The sequence below is a fragment of the Xanthomonas euvesicatoria pv. euvesicatoria genome, assembly GCF_020880415.1.
Classification (GTDB): Bacteria; Pseudomonadota; Gammaproteobacteria; order Xanthomonadales; family Xanthomonadaceae; genus Xanthomonas; species Xanthomonas euvesicatoria.
Window position 1 is genome coordinate 66,658 of sequence record NZ_JAJIUJ010000068.1, and the last position, 14,720, is coordinate 81,377.

Here is a 14,720-nt window from a genome sequence, read left to right on the forward strand (position 1 = left end):
AATAGACTGCCTGCAACGCGGGAACTCCGCTCAAGAGGCAAACACCATGCACGTCCAGGATCTGGCCAACATCCACCCCACCAAACACGCCGGGAAGATTGCCCTGGTCACCGGCGGCAGCTCGGGCATCGGCCTGGCCGCCGCAAAGCGGCTGGCGCTGGAGGGCGCAACGGTGGTCATCAGCGGCCGCCGGCAGCAGGAACTGGACCGGGCGGTCGCCGAGATCGGCCACGGCGCCACGGCGGTACGCGCCGACATTTCCGTTGGTACAGAGCTTGACGCCGTCATGGACGTCATCACCACCGTGCATGGACGACTGGATCTGCTGCTTGCCAACGCAGGCGGCGGCGAATTTGCACCAATCGAATCCATTACCGAAGCAGGCTTCGACAAGTACTTCAACATCAACGTCAAGGGCACCCTGCTGACCGTGCAGAAGGCGCTGCCACTGATGCGCGCCGGCAGCGCCATCGTGGTGACGGGCTCCATCGCGGCCAATCAAGGCGTCGCCAATTTCGGCGTGTATGCCGCAACGAAGGCGGCACTGCGCTCTTTCGTCAGGACATGGGCATCCGAACTGAAAGGTCGCGACATTCGCGTCAACCTGATCGCGCCCGGCGTCGTGGTCACACCCGCCTATAAATCCGAATTGGGCATGAGCGACGAAGACATCGACGCCTACCTGGCCGAGATCCAACTGAAGGCCCCGCTGGGCCGCGCAGCGAGCCCGGATGAGATGGCCAAGGCGATGTCCTTCCTGGCATCGGACGATGCCTCCTACATCACCGGCATCGAGCTGACAGTGGACGGCGGCCTGACCCAGATCTGACCATACGTGCAGCGCGCTACCGTGAGTGCACTTCCAGCCCACCAGAGACAAACAAGATGAGCATGCAAAACAATTTGGCGATTGCGCAAAACTTCCTTGAAAAGATCGGCTCCGGTGCATCGCCTGAGGCGATTGCGGCGATGTTCAGTGCGGATCTGCAATGGCATATCCCAGGCGATCCATCCGCACTGCCGTGGATTGGGCGACGCAGCGGGCGCGGCGCGGTAGAAGCGTTCGTGCGTGATTCCGGCACCCTGATGGAGCGCATCCGGTTCGAGGTGCATGACCTACTGGCCAGCAACGACCGCGCTGTCATCGTGGGCGAGCTCGCCAGCCGCATCACCGCCAGCGGAAAGCTCATCGAGACGCCGTTTACGATCGTGCTCACCATCACGGGGAACGAGATCTCGCACTTCCTGATGCTTGAAGACAGCTTTGCGGTAGCTGCCGCGGCGCGGCGCTGATCCGCCCATGTTCGGAGTGCGGCTGACGCGTTACGAACCTTCTCTTCCAAGGGATTGTTCGAGGAAGCGGATCAATGCAAGAATGCGCGCGACGCGAAAAACGTTCGCCTGTGTGCCGTCGGCACCAAGAGATCGAATACACGCCATCCAGCATGCTTGCTAGGTTGGCCAGCGCCCCTCGCCGAGATCACCCGGCCTTTCTTCGAGCTGCCGCCTGTGCGAACGCTCGTTGTATTTGGAGCGCTCATGACAGCCAACAACACCAACCCACGTCTATCTTCAACTGATCAGATCGCTATCGTCGGTGCTGGTCTGGGCGGTTTGACACTCGCACGTGTCCTCCACATCAACGGCATCTCCGCCACCATCTATGAGGCCGAGGCTTCACGCAACGCCAGATCACAAGGCGGCCTGCTAGACATACACGAATGGAACGGGCAGCTAGGCTTAACCGCGGCAGGCCTCTACGACGCCTTCCTGGCCCTCGTCCTCCCGGGCGAGGACGCCAAGCGCGTGAGTGACAAGCACGGCACGATTCTGTTCGACAGACAACGCTCTGTCGGCTCTCTCAGACCGGAGGTGGACCGCAGCGCACTCCGCCGGCTGTTGATTGACTCCCTGCCCTCCGATGCCATTCATTGGGGTCGCAAGCTCATACGGGCAGCACGCAATGCGGACGGAGCGCTTGCCCTCACTTTTGCCGACGGTTCATCGATCACGGCGGGCCTGGTTGTCGGAGCGGACGGCGCATGGTCGAAGGTTCGGCCGTTGCTGTCGACCGCACCCCCGCATACGTGGGCACCACTTTTATCGAGACATCTCTCACCGATGCCAGCACCAAATGTCCGGCTAGCGCCAAGATGGTCGGGCGCGGCACATTGATGGCTTTAGCCCCCGGCCAAGGCATCTTTACCCACAGATACGCAGACGGCGCGCTACGCAGCTACATTGCGTTGACCAAGCCCGAAGCATGGTTTCGCGAGCTCGACTTTGGCCGGCCTACAGCCGCGATGCGCCGCATTGCCAAAGAGTTCGAAGATTGGGCTCCAGCTCTGTTGGCCATGATTACCCACACTGACAGCGCACCCATCATTCGCCCGATTTATGCACTGCCGATCGAACATGCTTGGGCACGCACTCCGGGCGTAACGCTCGTCGGCGACGCTGCGCACCTGATGTCACCGTTTGCGGGAGAAGGTGCAAACCTCGCCATCTACGACGGGGCCGAGCTCGCACGTTCGCTCATTGAGAACCCGGGACAGATCGAGGCGGCACTGAGTGCCTATGAAAATGCGCTGTTCCCACGTAGCACCGTTCTCGCGGAGCAGAGTGCGAGCAATCATGCACAGTTCTTCGGCTTCAATTCGCCTGCCAGCGTGGTGAACTTGTTTTCTGCCCACCAGGTGTAAGGGAAGTAGGTGGCGTTCAAGCGCGACGCGCTAACCGCGGTGGTCTTGCGTCGGCGCGGAAACGAGCTTAGCGGGGATCCTCAAGCCAACTATGCTTACAGGAACAGGAGAGCGCTACGCATGCGCAATTGGTGGCCCACCAGGATTCGAACCTGGAACCAAAGGATTATGAGTCAGGAATTTTTAGCTTATGTATCAAATACTTAGACGGTATTATTTTCCTGATCGTAACCTTTGAGGCCTTCGGAAATACGCGGCTTGCCCGTTTTTTTCCCGCTACCGCTGCAAATGAAACAGAGTACTAGCGCCTGCGCAGCGCCACTGCATGACACCTCCCCCTACTGGCAGACACAGATCACTGCGGGGACAAGCATCCATGGATCCGCCAAGATTGCACTCAAAAAAAAAACCCCGCTTAGCGGGGTTTTTTCACACAAGCAACTGTCTCAAGCCGCGCTTAACGCTTCGCATCGAGCAAACGCGGTGTCGAGATGCTGATCGATGGCGTCCAGCTCAGCGAGCACCTCGCCAGCCAGAGCGATGAGATCGTTCCTGTTCTTCGGTTGCGCAAGAGCGTACAGATCAAAGTTCAGGGAAGCGACGTTCATGATAATTCTCCAATGTGCTACGGATTGTGGGGTTAGATCTGTGCCTGATTTCTCAGGTCACGCATGATCCTTTCGTACTCGTCCTGGTCTTTGTCGTCGCTGTTCAGCGCCGCAGCCAGTAATTTCATGCTCAAGATGCACTGTTTGGCGTTGAGAGCGTTTCTCGTTTCGTCGTGCGCTAGCTGACCACTATCCAAGAACTTAGTGAGGGCAAAGTCAGCAAACTCAAAACCCTTCAACACATCCTCGATGCTGGGGTTCAGATTCTCGGCAAACGTCACATACTCAAAGTCTCATGCGCCTTGATCAGCCTGTTCACCTGGGCCATAACGCGAAACCAGATGCGAGCTAACAGCTCAGGCAACGCATCTTCGCTAAATCTACCTTCATCAACCATCAAAAGCCTTCCTTGTCAAGAGCAACCACTTTACTTAGAGCTTCGAACTCGCTGGCGATGCGTTGGCGGATGTTGAAGCACTTGCTAGTTGTTTGCTAGTACTGGTTCTCACAATTGCTCCCAAACATCCTCGAATAATCTGCGCAAAGAAAATTCCCGTTATTTTTCAATGCCTTGCAAGGCTAAATGGATTGGAAATGTAAACGTCTTGTTGAGTTCTTCGGCTTGCTGGGCGAAACCTTTAGCCCGAAATGCGCAAAGCACATAGTTTCACACCCGAATGAGACTGAACATAAGCTGAACTTATCCAGGCTATGCAGAGTTGAACTGTGCCGTCTCCAGGAACGTTTTAACGTCTCGCCCATTGAGACACCAGCTCGCCAAAGTTCGCGCCATGTTGTCCCTGCCACCGCCCCGTACCTACGCCCGCCTGCTCGGGCCTGCCTGCCTTGAGCCAGCGCCGCTGAGCCTGCCGGTCAGCGCACTCCGGATCCAGCTGGGGTTCCCCTCGCCCGCTGAAGACTTTCAGGACGACGAGCTCGATCTAAACCGGGTACTGATCCGGAATCCGCCGGCTACCTTTCTGTATCGGGCCGAGGGCTGGAGCATGATCTTGGCCGGCGTCTGTGACGGGGACATCCTTGTGGTGGATCGTTCAGTCAGTCCGATCAATGGCGACATGGTGCTGGCCATTTGGGAAGGCAATCAGCCAGTCTGCAAGATCCTTCAGGTCGCGGTCGACCACATCGAGCTCCACAGCCGCAGCCCACACTGCGCGCCGATCGTCCTGGCGCCAGGCACAGAGGTCGAGGTATTCGCGGTCGTGGGCGTGGTCCGCCAGGTCACGCGCGCTCATTCCCGCGCTGGCCGCTGATGTTCGCGTTGATCGATGGCAGCAACTTCTACGCCAGCTGCGAGCTGGTGTTCCAGCCCGACCTGCGCGACAGGCCGTTGGTCGTGCTGAGCAACAACGATGGCTGCGCTATTGCTCGATCGGACGAGGCGAAGGCGCTGGGGGTGACGATGGGCCAGCCGATCCACAAGGTGCCTTCGCAGATCCGCCGGCGGCTGACGCTGCGATCTGCAAACTTCGGTCTGTACGGCGACATCGCCTCGCGCATCGGCGTGCCTTGGCCAAGCCGCGCCGCGTGTGGAGGTGTACTCCATTGACGAGTCTTTCCTTGACCTGGCCGGGATCCGCGATCGCCGGCAGCTCTCGGTCGACCTAAGCGAGCGCGTCCACCAATGGACTGGCATCCCGAACTGCATCGGCATCGCGCCGACGAAGACCCTGGCCAAGCTGGCCAACCGGGTCGCCAAAGATGCGGCGCGTAAGCTGGGCAGCTACCCGGCCGGCTTGGCCGGCGTCTGTGACTTGGCCGCGCTCAGCGGCAGTGAGCTCGATGCAGTGCTGAGGGCCACGTCGCGGCGAGATCGTCTTCGAGGCCGACATCCTCGCCAACGATGCCGTGGATCTGTCGATCAAGTTACCGCTGACCGAGCGCGTCGTGGTGACAGCGAAGGATAGAGGCGGGTACGACATGACCCATGCGCCCGAGCCGGTGATCGATCCCACATGGATGAGCTGACCGCGCTGGAGAACTGGGCCGCGCCGTTGCTGGCCCGCCTGCAGCCGGGCGAGCGCCGCACGCTGGCCCGCAAGATCGGAACGGAGTTGCGGCGCTCGCAGAGCCAGCGCATCGGTAAGCAGCAAGCACCGGATGGATCGCCGTACGCGCCGCGCAAGCAGCAGCTGCGGCAGAAGTCAGGACGCATCAAACGCAAGAAGATGTTTGTCAAGCTGCGGCAGGCCAAGTACTTCAATGTCAGTGCAAGTCCCAATGCAGTAAGCGTGGGGTTGCTAGGTCGCGTGTCGCGCATTGCGCGTGTGCATCAAGAGGGGCTCAAAGATCGTGTTCGACCAGGCGGCCCCGAGGTGCACTATTCCAATAGAGTAATACTCGGCATTACTAAATCAGAAAGAGAGGCGATCCATGACTTGCTTAGTTTGTACTTGGCTGGAGAGTTGTGACTCTAGAATTCATTTAGCTTCCTATTGACATTTAGCCACTAAATGCTAATAGTACGTTAATAATTTACATTCACATTACATTAATAAACAAAGTCATGGAGGGCTAGTGAAAAAAACTCATATTTTTACTGCAGCAGGGTTGGTTGCAGCTGGCTTAGCTACTTTTTTGCTATGAAGCCCTCGCCACCAGCGGACGCATCGCGTGACTCATCACATCAAGCTGAAGCCCGTAGAGCCGACGAAGTATCGATTCCTGGAAGCGGCAGTAGTGTTATTAACCAGCGGGTATCGGACTGGGCATCAAAGCCTTCAGATGAGCTGTATCGAAATTTTCATGACACTAAAAGCCGCGCAGAAGCGGGCGACGCTGGTGCACAACGCCAGCTAGCGGAAATTTACGAACAATGTGCCATGTACAGCGTCTCGCCAAAAAATTTCGCGAGCATGCTGGACTCATATTCTAAAATTAAGAAAGAAAACTCATCTCGATACGAGCAAATAAAGGGTCGATTTTCTCACTATTGCAGCGAGGTTGATGGAGGAGAAGTAATTCCTCTGGAGGCAATTGAGCTTTGGTATAAGGAGGCTGCGAGACGCGGGGATCTAATCGCGCAATTGAAGCTTGCCTCCGGAAAAACAATGAGTTCGGAGGAGTATCAAAACCTAGTTACAAAGGCAATTAAGAGCAAAGATCCAGAAGCAATTTTTGCGGTTGACGAAATGCTGAATAATCCAAATGCCTCAATAGAGCTTGGATCTTATGCGCCGGATAACTCAGGAAATTACACTGAATTCGCATGGGCATTGGCGGCCTGTGAAGCTGGCGCTGCATGTGGACCGGGATCTTATCGGTCAGACATGATTTGCCTTAACTACGGAATCTGTGGCTCACGTTATGAAGATGCTGTAAGAACCAAAATTGTACCACCTGGACAATTGAATTTACTTAATAAGCAGGTTGAAAAAATCCAATCAATCATTAAAACGGAAAAATAAAAGGGATTTAAATGAAAGCCAAAGAGAGAGTGGTTTTTAAGCGCTACCTGGCATTTTTGCGCTTGTAATTTCAAGCCTGCCATTCATAGCTTCAGCCGTTACCATTCGTGCGGGTTACGCACCCTATAATCAAGTCGCACCAGCTCAAGGAATCACGGTTCTTGACGACTCTGTTTTGAGGGTGGCGGCAATGTATGGTCTTTGGGGAATGTATAGAACAGTGAATGGCCTTACCGCCTTGCCAAGAGGCTCTACCTTCGACGTTGTATATTCTGACGGATCAAGTGAGAAAGCTACGGTTGCATGCATAGGAGCGACCGTATGCGTCATTCCAGTTCCGGGAACTCAGAGACGGGACGATGGCACTCTGATCAGTAACGGCGGCGGTGGTGGTGGCGGTGGTAGTAGTGGTGGCAGCGGCGGCGGCGGCGGCGGCGGTAGTTGGGGCGGTGTCGTGGTTGTCGGCCCACCAACGCAAGAGCCGTAAGACATATACAACGATTGGATTATTAAACCTTTTTATGACCGCACGTCGCAAGTGCGGTTTTTTTGCCGAAGCTTTACCTGATTAATCCTGACCCTCAGCTGGATTTTTTTGTTGCAGTCGTGCCAACAGCGTCATTTTTTTTCCTTGATGTCCGCTTTAGGCGCCGCTGATCGGAATTGCATGGAATCGTCGAGGAACGTGCCGGCAAGGGCACGCGCGGCACGTTGCGCTATATCTTTGATCGCTTCCACGAGTCGTTGGAGTTCAAAGAACTGGCTATCGACACGCAGGGTGACTATCGGCGTTATGCCGACTCCATTGCCAACTATCTTCGCAAAGACTGGTCGAAGTTGAGTTCAGTGTAGGTTGATCGGATCACCACGCCTGTGGTCCAGCGGCTCGTAGAAGTCTTCGCAATGGGGCGGCCAGCCAACCGTTACCAACCCGCACTTCCAGCGACGCCCAGTAAAGCGAATCACCTTCACCGCTATCTACGTCGCGCACTCGCGTGGCGCGTGCGTGTCGGCTTGTGCAGATCCAATCCAGCCATCGGCGTGAGGCAAGCGCGCGAAGCAAAGAAACACCGGATGCCAACGCCAGCCGCGTTCGACAAGGTACTGACCTTCGCTCGAGAACGCGCCTCCCTCATGCCGCATGCAAAAGGCAGCTGCCCGAGCTATCTGGCACCGGTCATGGTGCTGGCGTATAGCGCACGCCTACGCGGGATCGAGGTCTGCACGCTCAACGACACACATAAGCAACCGACAGGCATCCATGCTCAACGACGCAAGGGATCACGCGACACGCTTATCGAATGGGATCCAGAAATGATCGAAGCGTGGGATCTACTCGTAGAACGACGCACCGCCATCTGGACTAAAAACGGCCGAAATTTTGCAGTCCCAATCAAAGCTGAGGATCGGCGCCTACTCGTTGAACAGACTGGTAATCCGATGGCTAAGTCATCGCTGGATAGCGCCTGGCAGCGATTCATCAAGCTCGCGATGAGAGAAGGGATCATTTCGAACCAGGAGCGCTTTTCGCTGCACGGCCTTAAGCATCGCGGCATTACCAATACCGTGGGTAACCGGGGCGACAAACAAGACGCCGCAGGGCACGTGACACCGGAAATGACCGGCCGCTATGACCACGCGCTGCCGGTGGTAAAACCGCCAAGGCGCAGCTAATTTTCCCGGCGATTTTCCAGGCAGGCCCAGCTCAAGGCGCTTGGCAGGAGCTAAGCTTGATTTTATGGTGGGCCCAGAAGGATTCGAACCTTCAACCAAAGGATTATGAGTCCTCTGCTCTAACCGTTGAGCTATAGGCCCGAGTGTCTGGCGGCGAGATGGCGAGCATGTCGGGCCGTGCAGCGGACGCGAAAGTTTACCTGTGTGGGCGTTGCCGTGTCTGCTATGCGCCCTCTGCCTGCAGCGATACAGCGCTCACTGCCGCGAGATCACGTATCGGCTGCCCACAACGGAGAGCCCAGCGACGGCTGGGCTTTGGCATCAGATTTCCTAGCGTGATGCACGCGATCGCGTCATCTAGACGCACCCAGCAAACCTACCCATCCCGAATCACCAATCCGAATCCCCGCCCCTCACGCATCAGCCGTCTCAAACTGCCCATCAATCAGCTGCCGACCCGCGCGGAAGCCATGCGCAATGGCCTCCTGGTACGTCGCATAGGCCAGCCCATTGCAGCCGATACGCGGCTGGCGCTTGCCGCCGAGCGCGTACACGTCCACCCAGAGCGTCCACTTGGCATCAGGGGAAGCCTGCTCGGCGCGTACGCGGATCTCGTGTTCGCGGTACGTGGTGGTTTCAAAGCGGCTTTGCCTGCTCATAAAGCAATCTCGTCTCCATTCGTCGGCCAACTTAGAAGTCGCGGTCAGAACGCCACGTGAGGTTTGCAGAAACATCGGCTTAATGTTGCGTGGCCGTGTAGCTTCGTCGGCGGTACGTGAAACATCGCGGCGCTACCTCACTGACGCATACCTTGCATGCGACCAACCGCTGCCCGCTACCAAGCATAGCCAACTGCCTGCGCCATAACGCAGCAGCCCCGCATGAGCGGGGCTGCTGTGTGATCACTGCACGGTTACGACCGCGGCATCAGTCGATATCCAGAAACGAGCGCAGCTGTTCCGAACGGCTCGGGTGACGCAGCTTGCGCAACGCCTTGGCCTCTATCTGACGAATCCGCTCACGGGTGACGTCGAACTGCTTACCGACCTCTTCCAGCGTGTGATCGGTGTTCATGTCGATACCGAAGCGCATGCGCAGCACCTTCGCCTCGCGCGGGGTGAGACCGGCCAACACGTCACGCACCGTTTCGGAGAGATTGATGTTGGTGGTGTTGTCGATCGGGGACTCCACATTGGTGTCCTCGATGAAGTCGCCCAGATGCGAATCCTCGTCGTCGCCGATCGGGGTTTCCATCGAGATCGGCTCCTTGGCGATTTTCATCACCTTGCGGATCTTGTCCTCGGGCATGTCCATTTCCTTGGCCAGTTCCTCCGGCGTGGCCTCGCGGCCGAACTGCTGGAGCATCTGACGGGAAATGCGGTTCAACTTGTTGATCGTTTCGATCATGTGCACCGGGATACGGATGGTGCGCGCCTGATCGGCGATCGAACGGGTGATGGCCTGACGGATCCACCACGTGGCATACGTCGAGAACTTGTAACCGCGACGGTATTCGAACTTGTCCACGGCCTTCATCAGGCCGATGTTGCCTTCCTGGATCAGGTCCAGGAACTGCAGGCCGCGGTTGGTGTACTTCTTGGCGATGGAGATCACCAGGCGCAGGTTGGCCTCGACCATTTCCTTCTTGGCCTTGCGCGCCTTGGCTTCGCCATAGGCCATCGCACGGCTGATTTCCTTGATCTCGCCCAGGGTCAGGTAGTTGGCCTTTTCCATCTCGATCGAGCCCTGCTGCTCGGAGATGATCTGGTCCTTGACGTCGCGCAGCGCCGACGACCACTTCTGCTTGCGCTTGAGTGCGTCTTCCACCCATTCCAGGTTGGTCTGATTGCCTTCCCAGGAGCGGATGAAGTCCTTGCGCGGCATGCGTGCCACCGTGGTGGCCAGGTGCAGCACCTTGCGCTCGTGATCCTTGATGCCATTGACCACGCCACGCAGCTGGGTGACCAGCGCGTCGGTCAGCGGCAGCGGCAGCTTGAGCGTGGTGAAGATGGCGGCCATGTCTTCGCGGGCCTTGACCACCAGCTTGTGCTCGGCGCCGTTCTTGGCATAGGCCTTCTTGAACTTGGCGTATTCGTTGGCCAGGTTCTCCATGCGCGTGGCCACTTCCACCGGATCCGGACCGGTCGGGCCGGCCTCTTCTTCGGCGGCCTCGTCATCGCCGTCTTCGTCGTCGTCTTCGTCGACCGCTTCATCGTCGGACACGGCGACCGGGCCGGCCGCGGCGAGCGCAGCAGCGGCTGCATCGGCTTCTTCGATCAGGTCGTTGAAGCCAACCACGATCTCGGCCAGACGCTTCTTGCCTTCCTTGTGCGCTTCGTAATCGGCCAGCAGCATTTCGGTCGACAGCGGGAACACGCCCAATGCGGCCTGGACCTGGCTGAGGCCTTCTTCGATGCGCTTGGCGATGGCGATTTCGCCTTCGCGGGTCAGCAGCTCGACCGTGCCCATTTCGCGCATGTACATGCGCACCGGGTCGGTGGTGCGGCCACCTTCGGTGTCCAGCGCGGTCAGCGCGGCGGCAGCTTCTTCGGCGGCGGTGTCGTCAACCTCGCGGTTGCCGGTGTTGCCATCGTTGAGCAACAGGGTTTCGGCATCGGGTGCAACTTCATGGACATCGATGCCCATGCCGTTGATCATGCTGATGATGTCTTCGATCTGCTCCGGGTCGACGAGGTCGTCGGGCAGATGGTCATTGACTTCGGCGTAGGTCAGATAGCCCTGTTCCAGGCCCTTGCTGATCAGTAGCTTGATGTCGGATTGCTGGGCAGGACGTTCGTTGGCCATGAGTGCTCGCGCCACCGGCTTTGAGATTGGAAAGAGAACCTAGCATTATACCAGCGTGAAGCCCGGTCTGCCGGATTCAAGACGGGACCGCTGGTGGACGTGGTGTATCTAGGGTCTGAGAAGGAAGGTCACCGGGCCATCGTTGACCAGGTCGACAACCATATGGGCACCAAAACGCCCGGCTTCCACCCCACCGCGATGTTTTTCGCGGCAGATCGCCACCAATTGATTGAACGCCGGTTCAGCCTCCAGTGGTGGCGCGGCGGTGCTGAAGCCTGGGCGGTTGCCGGAACTGGTGTCCGCAGCCAGGGTGAACTGGCTGACCAGCAGCAGGCCGCCGCCGGTATCGGTGAGTGAGCGGTTCATCTTGCCGGCGTCGTCGCCGAATACCCGGTAGCTCAGCAGCCGCTCGGCCAGGCGCCGGATCTGCGCGTCGCTGTCGCCGGGCTCCACGCCGATCAGCGCCAGCAGCCCGGGGCCGATCTGCCCGACGATCTGGTCATCGACCGTGACGGCGGCGCGGGTGACGCGCTGGATCAGTGCAAGCATGGGCATTCTCGGGCGGCAAACTGTGCCGCGCAGCATGCCCAGCGCTGCCGGCACTGTCACGCGCGGGCCTTCGTGGTCTGCGCTGTTTAGAATTGCGCCGATGACACCTGATGTTCGCGCTCGCCTGTTGTATGCCACCGCCGCCACCGTGGGCCGCTTGCCGTGGCCGCTGCTCAAGCGCGTGGCCGACACGCTGGCCTGGAGCTGGCGCAAGCTCAATGCACGCGAATCACGCGTGGCGCGCCGCAATCTGGAGCTGGCGTATCCGGAACTGAGCGCCGAGCAGCGCGCGCGCTTGCATGCGCAGATCCTGCAATCGACCGCGCGGCAGACGCTGGAAGTGCTGCGCACCTGGACCCGCCCGCCGGCGGAGAACCTGGCGCGCCTGCAGCGCAACGGCCAGGAACTCTACGACGCCGCGCTGGCCTCCGGGCGCGGGGTCATCGTGGCGGCGCCGCATTTCGGCAACTGGGAACTGCTCAACCAGTGGCTGTCCGAACGCGGGCCAATCGCGATTGTCTACCGGCCGCCGGAGTCCGAGGCGGTGGATGGCTTCCTGCAGTTGGCACGTGGCGGCGACAACGTGCGCCAGGTGCGCGCCGAAGGCCCGGCGGTGCGGCAGTTGTTCAAGGTGCTCAAGGACGGCGGCGCGGTCGGCATCCTGCCCGACCAGCAACCGAAGATGGGCGATGGCGTGTTCGCGCCATTCTTCGGCATTCCGGCCTTGACCATGACCTTGGTCAACCGGCTGGCCGAGCGGACCGGGGCGATCGTGTTGTACGGCTGGTGCGAGCGCGCCGGCAACGATCTGGAGTTCGCGCTGCATGTGCAACCGGCCGACCCGGCAGTGGCCGATGCGGACCCGGTGCGTGCGGCCAGCGCGCTCAACGCCGGCATCGAACAGATCGCACGGCGCGACCCGGCGCAATATCAGTGGACCTACAAGCGCTACACCCTGCGTCCGCCGGGCAGCGGCGAGGCCAATCCGTATGCGACCGAGCGGCATCCGCACTAGCGACCGAGCTCAGTCGTCGTGCGGATCGGCAGGTGTGTCCAGGATGCGTTGGTAGAACGCCAGGTCCAGCCAGCGCCCGAACTTGAAACCGGCCTCGCGCACGGTGCCGGCGTGGGTGAAACCGAACTGTTCGTGCAACGCGATGCTGGCCTGGTTGCTGGCATCGATGCCGCCCACCAGCACGTGCACGCCGCGCGCTTGCGCCGCTGCGATCAGGGCCTGCAGCAGCAGACGTCCCAGGCCCTTGCCGCGATGGTCGCGATGCACGTAGATCGAATGCTCGACGCTGTACTTGAAGGCGGGCCAGGCGCGAAAGGTGCCGTAGCTGGCAAAGCCCATCAGGGTGCCGTCGTCGTGCTCCACGCCGATCACCGGAAAGCCGCCCGCCTGCTTGGTGGCGAACCAGCCGACCATGCTCTCCGGTGGCCGGGGACGGTAGTCGTACAGCGCGGTGGAATTGGCGATGGCTTCGTTGAAGATGTCCAGGATGGCACTGGCATGGCGCGCGTGGCTGCAATCGACAATGTGCATGGGGCCCGACGAACATGGAGGTGGCCCGATTAGAAAGCATTGCCGCACCCTGAACAACGCGGGCCGCAGGGCAACCAAGCGGCGCAGGCCCGCCCACTCAATCGGCAGCGGCTGGATGCAGCGTTCTACCCGGTTGTGGCGACTGCCTGTTGCCAGGCGCGCGACAATGGGCAGATGCGATCAGGCAGTGACCGCGGCGGCGTCCGCCTTGAAGCGGCCGTGGCAATCCCCATCTGGAGTCGTGCATGAGCAGCCCCCTCCCCTCCCCCAGCGCACAGGCCTTCGGCGATCCGGCGGCCATTCGCTGTGAGCGCGCCGCCTCCGAACTGCGCGCCGGGCGCCCGGTCCTGCTGACGGCGGCGGATGGGCAGGCGCGTGCGGTGCTGGCGCTGGATAGCAGCACGGCGCAGTCGTATGCGGCTTTCGCCCGCGCCGCGCGGGGCCGCCACTATCTCTTCGTGACGCCCACCCGCGCTCAGGTGCTGGGGCTGAGTGCGCCGCAGGGCGCGCGCGTGGGCTTGCTCGATCACAGCTACGACCAGCTCGCCGCGCTGGCCTACCTGCGCGACACCCCGGTGCCCGCGCAGTGGACGGCCGGCGATGCGCTGGATGCCGGCGGCGTGGAGATCGCGCGGCTTGGCCTGCTGCTGCCGGCGCTGCTGGCGGTGGAGCTGCGCGATGTACACGACCATGCCGCGTTCGCCGGCAGCCAGTCGCTGGCGCTGGACGATCTGAGCCGCGGCTGTGCCACCTCCGCGGCTGCCGGCTACGAGTTGGTGACCCGCACTCCGGTGCCGCTGCGCGGCCTGGGCATGAGCGAGTTCGTGGTGTTTCGCGGCGGCGTGGCGCAACGCGATCAGGTGGCGATCGTGGTCGGCCAGCCTGACCTGGGCACTGCAGTGCCCGTGCGCGTGCATTCGTCGTGCCTCACCGGCGACCTGTTCGGCTCGCTCAAATGCGATTGCGGCGACCAGCTGCGGCACGGCCTGGCCAAGCTGAAGGACCTCGGTGGCGGCGTACTGCTGTATCTGGACCAGGAAGGTCGCGGCACCGGCATCGCCGCCAAGATGCGCGCCTACGGCTATCAGCATGCAGGCCTGGACACCATCGATGCCGACGCGCAATTGGGCTTTGGTCCGGACGAGCGCCGCTATGGCAGTGCGGTGGCGATGCTGCGCGGGCTGGGCATCAGCCGGATCCGGCTGCTGACCAATAACCCGGCCAAGGCCGAGCGCCTGCGCGCGGCCGGCATCGTGGTCGAAGACCGCATCGCGATCACCGGCGACATCACCGCCGAAAACGAGCAGTACCTGCGCACCAAGGCCGCACGCGCCGGCCACGCGCTAGATGTGGATGCGTTGATCCTGGCCGCGCAATAACGCGCCCGGCGCCGGGTGCGCCTGCACTGGGC

The 14,720-nt window shown here is 60.3% G+C and carries 17 protein-coding genes, 1 tRNA gene and 2 pseudogenes; 13 read left to right on the top strand and 7 right to left on the bottom strand.

All coding sequences use genetic code 11. The annotated features are described in order from the left end of the window. The first annotated feature begins 46 nt into the window (after nucleotides 1–46). From LN450_RS11280 to LN450_RS23275, 4 genes are all read left to right on the top strand, one after another. Nucleotides 47–829: an SDR family oxidoreductase gene (locus LN450_RS11280; RefSeq protein WP_011348755.1), complete on the top strand. Its 783-nt coding sequence runs from the start codon at nucleotides 47–49 to the stop codon at nucleotides 827–829. A gap of 56 nt (nucleotides 830–885) precedes the next feature. Beyond that, on the top strand, nucleotides 886–1,293 hold the full coding sequence (locus tag LN450_RS11285) for a nuclear transport factor 2 family protein (protein ID WP_008577626.1): 408 nt from the start codon (nucleotides 886–888) through the stop codon (nucleotides 1,291–1,293). A 246-nt stretch (nucleotides 1,294–1,539) separates the two neighbouring features. Beyond that, nucleotides 1,540–2,175, top strand: coding sequence for an FAD-dependent oxidoreductase (locus LN450_RS11290; RefSeq protein WP_011348757.1), 636 nt, complete (start codon nucleotides 1,540–1,542; stop codon nucleotides 2,173–2,175). Further along, on the top strand, nucleotides 2,175–2,702 hold the full coding sequence (locus tag LN450_RS23275) for an FAD-dependent oxidoreductase (RefSeq protein WP_269466019.1): 528 nt from the start codon (nucleotides 2,175–2,177) through the stop codon (nucleotides 2,700–2,702). Before LN450_RS11290 ends, LN450_RS23275 begins: the two co-directional genes overlap by 1 nt. A 446-nt stretch (nucleotides 2,703–3,148) precedes the next feature. Here LN450_RS23275 and LN450_RS11300 read toward each other — a convergent pair whose 3' ends face one another. Together LN450_RS11300 and LN450_RS11305 are read right to left on the bottom strand one after the other, a co-directional pair. Continuing rightward, nucleotides 3,149–3,310 carry a hypothetical protein gene (locus LN450_RS11300; protein ID WP_011348760.1) on the bottom strand — a complete coding sequence of 54 codons (162 nt, stop codon included), beginning with the start codon at nucleotides 3,308–3,310 and terminating at the stop codon, nucleotides 3,149–3,151. 32 nt (nucleotides 3,311–3,342) lie between these two features. After that, on the bottom strand, nucleotides 3,343–3,591 hold the full coding sequence (locus tag LN450_RS11305; protein ID WP_228885076.1) for a hypothetical protein: 249 nt from the start codon (nucleotides 3,589–3,591) through the stop codon (nucleotides 3,343–3,345). 510 nt (nucleotides 3,592–4,101) lie between these two features. Between LN450_RS11305 and LN450_RS11310 the strand changes: the two genes are divergently transcribed. The 7 genes and pseudogenes from LN450_RS11310 (at nucleotide 4,102) to LN450_RS11340 (ending at nucleotide 8,409) form a co-directional block, all read left to right on the top strand. Beyond that, the gene (locus LN450_RS11310) at nucleotides 4,102–4,581 is read left to right on the top strand and encodes a LexA family protein (RefSeq protein ID WP_011348762.1); all 480 of its coding nucleotides are present in this window, start codon (nucleotides 4,102–4,104) and stop codon (nucleotides 4,579–4,581) included. Beyond that, a pseudogene (locus LN450_RS11315) lies at nucleotides 4,581–4,956 on the top strand (Y-family DNA polymerase); the annotation flags it as partial. The gene LN450_RS11310 and the pseudogene LN450_RS11315, both read left to right, overlap by 1 nt. A 172-nt stretch (nucleotides 4,957–5,128) precedes the next feature. Further along, nucleotides 5,129–5,296: pseudogene (locus LN450_RS11320) on the top strand (phage tail protein); the annotation flags it as partial. After that, a complete protein-coding gene (locus LN450_RS11325; protein ID WP_011348765.1) occupies nucleotides 5,284–5,739 on the top strand; it encodes a phage virion morphogenesis protein in 456 nt (151 codons plus the stop codon). The pseudogene LN450_RS11320 and the gene LN450_RS11325, both read left to right, overlap by 13 nt. A gap of 171 nt (nucleotides 5,740–5,910) precedes the next feature. Next, entirely contained in the window at nucleotides 5,911–6,735 is an 825-nt protein-coding gene (locus LN450_RS11330; protein WP_011348766.1) for a hypothetical protein, read from the top strand. A 663-nt stretch (nucleotides 6,736–7,398) separates the two neighbouring features. Then, nucleotides 7,399–7,587 carry a hypothetical protein gene (locus LN450_RS11335; protein WP_011348767.1) on the top strand — a complete coding sequence of 63 codons (189 nt, stop codon included), beginning with the start codon at nucleotides 7,399–7,401 and terminating at the stop codon, nucleotides 7,585–7,587. A gap of 222 nt (nucleotides 7,588–7,809) precedes the next feature. Then, entirely contained in the window at nucleotides 7,810–8,409 is a 600-nt protein-coding gene (locus LN450_RS11340) for a site-specific integrase (protein ID WP_228735453.1), read from the top strand. Between the two features lie 65 nt (nucleotides 8,410–8,474). Here the strand turns inward: LN450_RS11340 and LN450_RS11345 are convergent. The 4 genes from LN450_RS11345 to dtd all read right to left on the bottom strand — a co-directional run bounded on the left by LN450_RS11345 (nucleotide 8,475) and on the right by dtd (nucleotide 11,763). After that, nucleotides 8,475–8,550: transfer RNA gene (locus tag LN450_RS11345), tRNA-Ile, on the bottom strand. 272 nt (nucleotides 8,551–8,822) lie between these two features. Then, complete coding sequence (locus LN450_RS11350) at nucleotides 8,823–9,143, bottom strand: hypothetical protein (RefSeq protein ID WP_011348769.1); 321 nt, start codon at nucleotides 9,141–9,143, stop codon at nucleotides 8,823–8,825. 193 nt (nucleotides 9,144–9,336) lie between these two features. Next, nucleotides 9,337–11,214, bottom strand: a complete 1,878-nt coding sequence (gene rpoD, locus LN450_RS11355; protein WP_008572798.1) for an RNA polymerase sigma factor RpoD — start codon at nucleotides 11,212–11,214, stop codon at nucleotides 9,337–9,339. 108 nt (nucleotides 11,215–11,322) lie between these two features. Continuing rightward, nucleotides 11,323–11,763, bottom strand: a complete 441-nt coding sequence (gene dtd, locus LN450_RS11360) for a D-aminoacyl-tRNA deacylase (protein WP_011348770.1) — start codon at nucleotides 11,761–11,763, stop codon at nucleotides 11,323–11,325. Here dtd and LN450_RS11365 point away from each other — a divergent pair. After that, on the top strand, nucleotides 11,762–12,778 hold the full coding sequence (locus LN450_RS11365; RefSeq protein WP_011348771.1) for a lauroyl acyltransferase: 1,017 nt from the start codon (nucleotides 11,762–11,764) through the stop codon (nucleotides 12,776–12,778). The two genes, dtd and LN450_RS11365, sit on opposite strands and share 2 nt — an antisense overlap. A 9-nt stretch (nucleotides 12,779–12,787) precedes the next feature. On the opposite strand, the gene LN450_RS11370 is transcribed toward LN450_RS11365, so the two are convergent. Next, nucleotides 12,788–13,309, bottom strand: coding sequence for a GNAT family N-acetyltransferase (locus tag LN450_RS11370; protein WP_011348772.1), 522 nt, complete (start codon nucleotides 13,307–13,309; stop codon nucleotides 12,788–12,790). A gap of 245 nt (nucleotides 13,310–13,554) precedes the next feature. Between LN450_RS11370 and ribA the strand changes: the two genes are divergently transcribed. Continuing rightward, nucleotides 13,555–14,688, top strand: a complete 1,134-nt coding sequence (gene ribA / locus LN450_RS11375; RefSeq protein WP_011348773.1) for a GTP cyclohydrolase II RibA — start codon at nucleotides 13,555–13,557, stop codon at nucleotides 14,686–14,688. Nucleotides 14,689–14,720 lie beyond the last annotated feature (32 nt).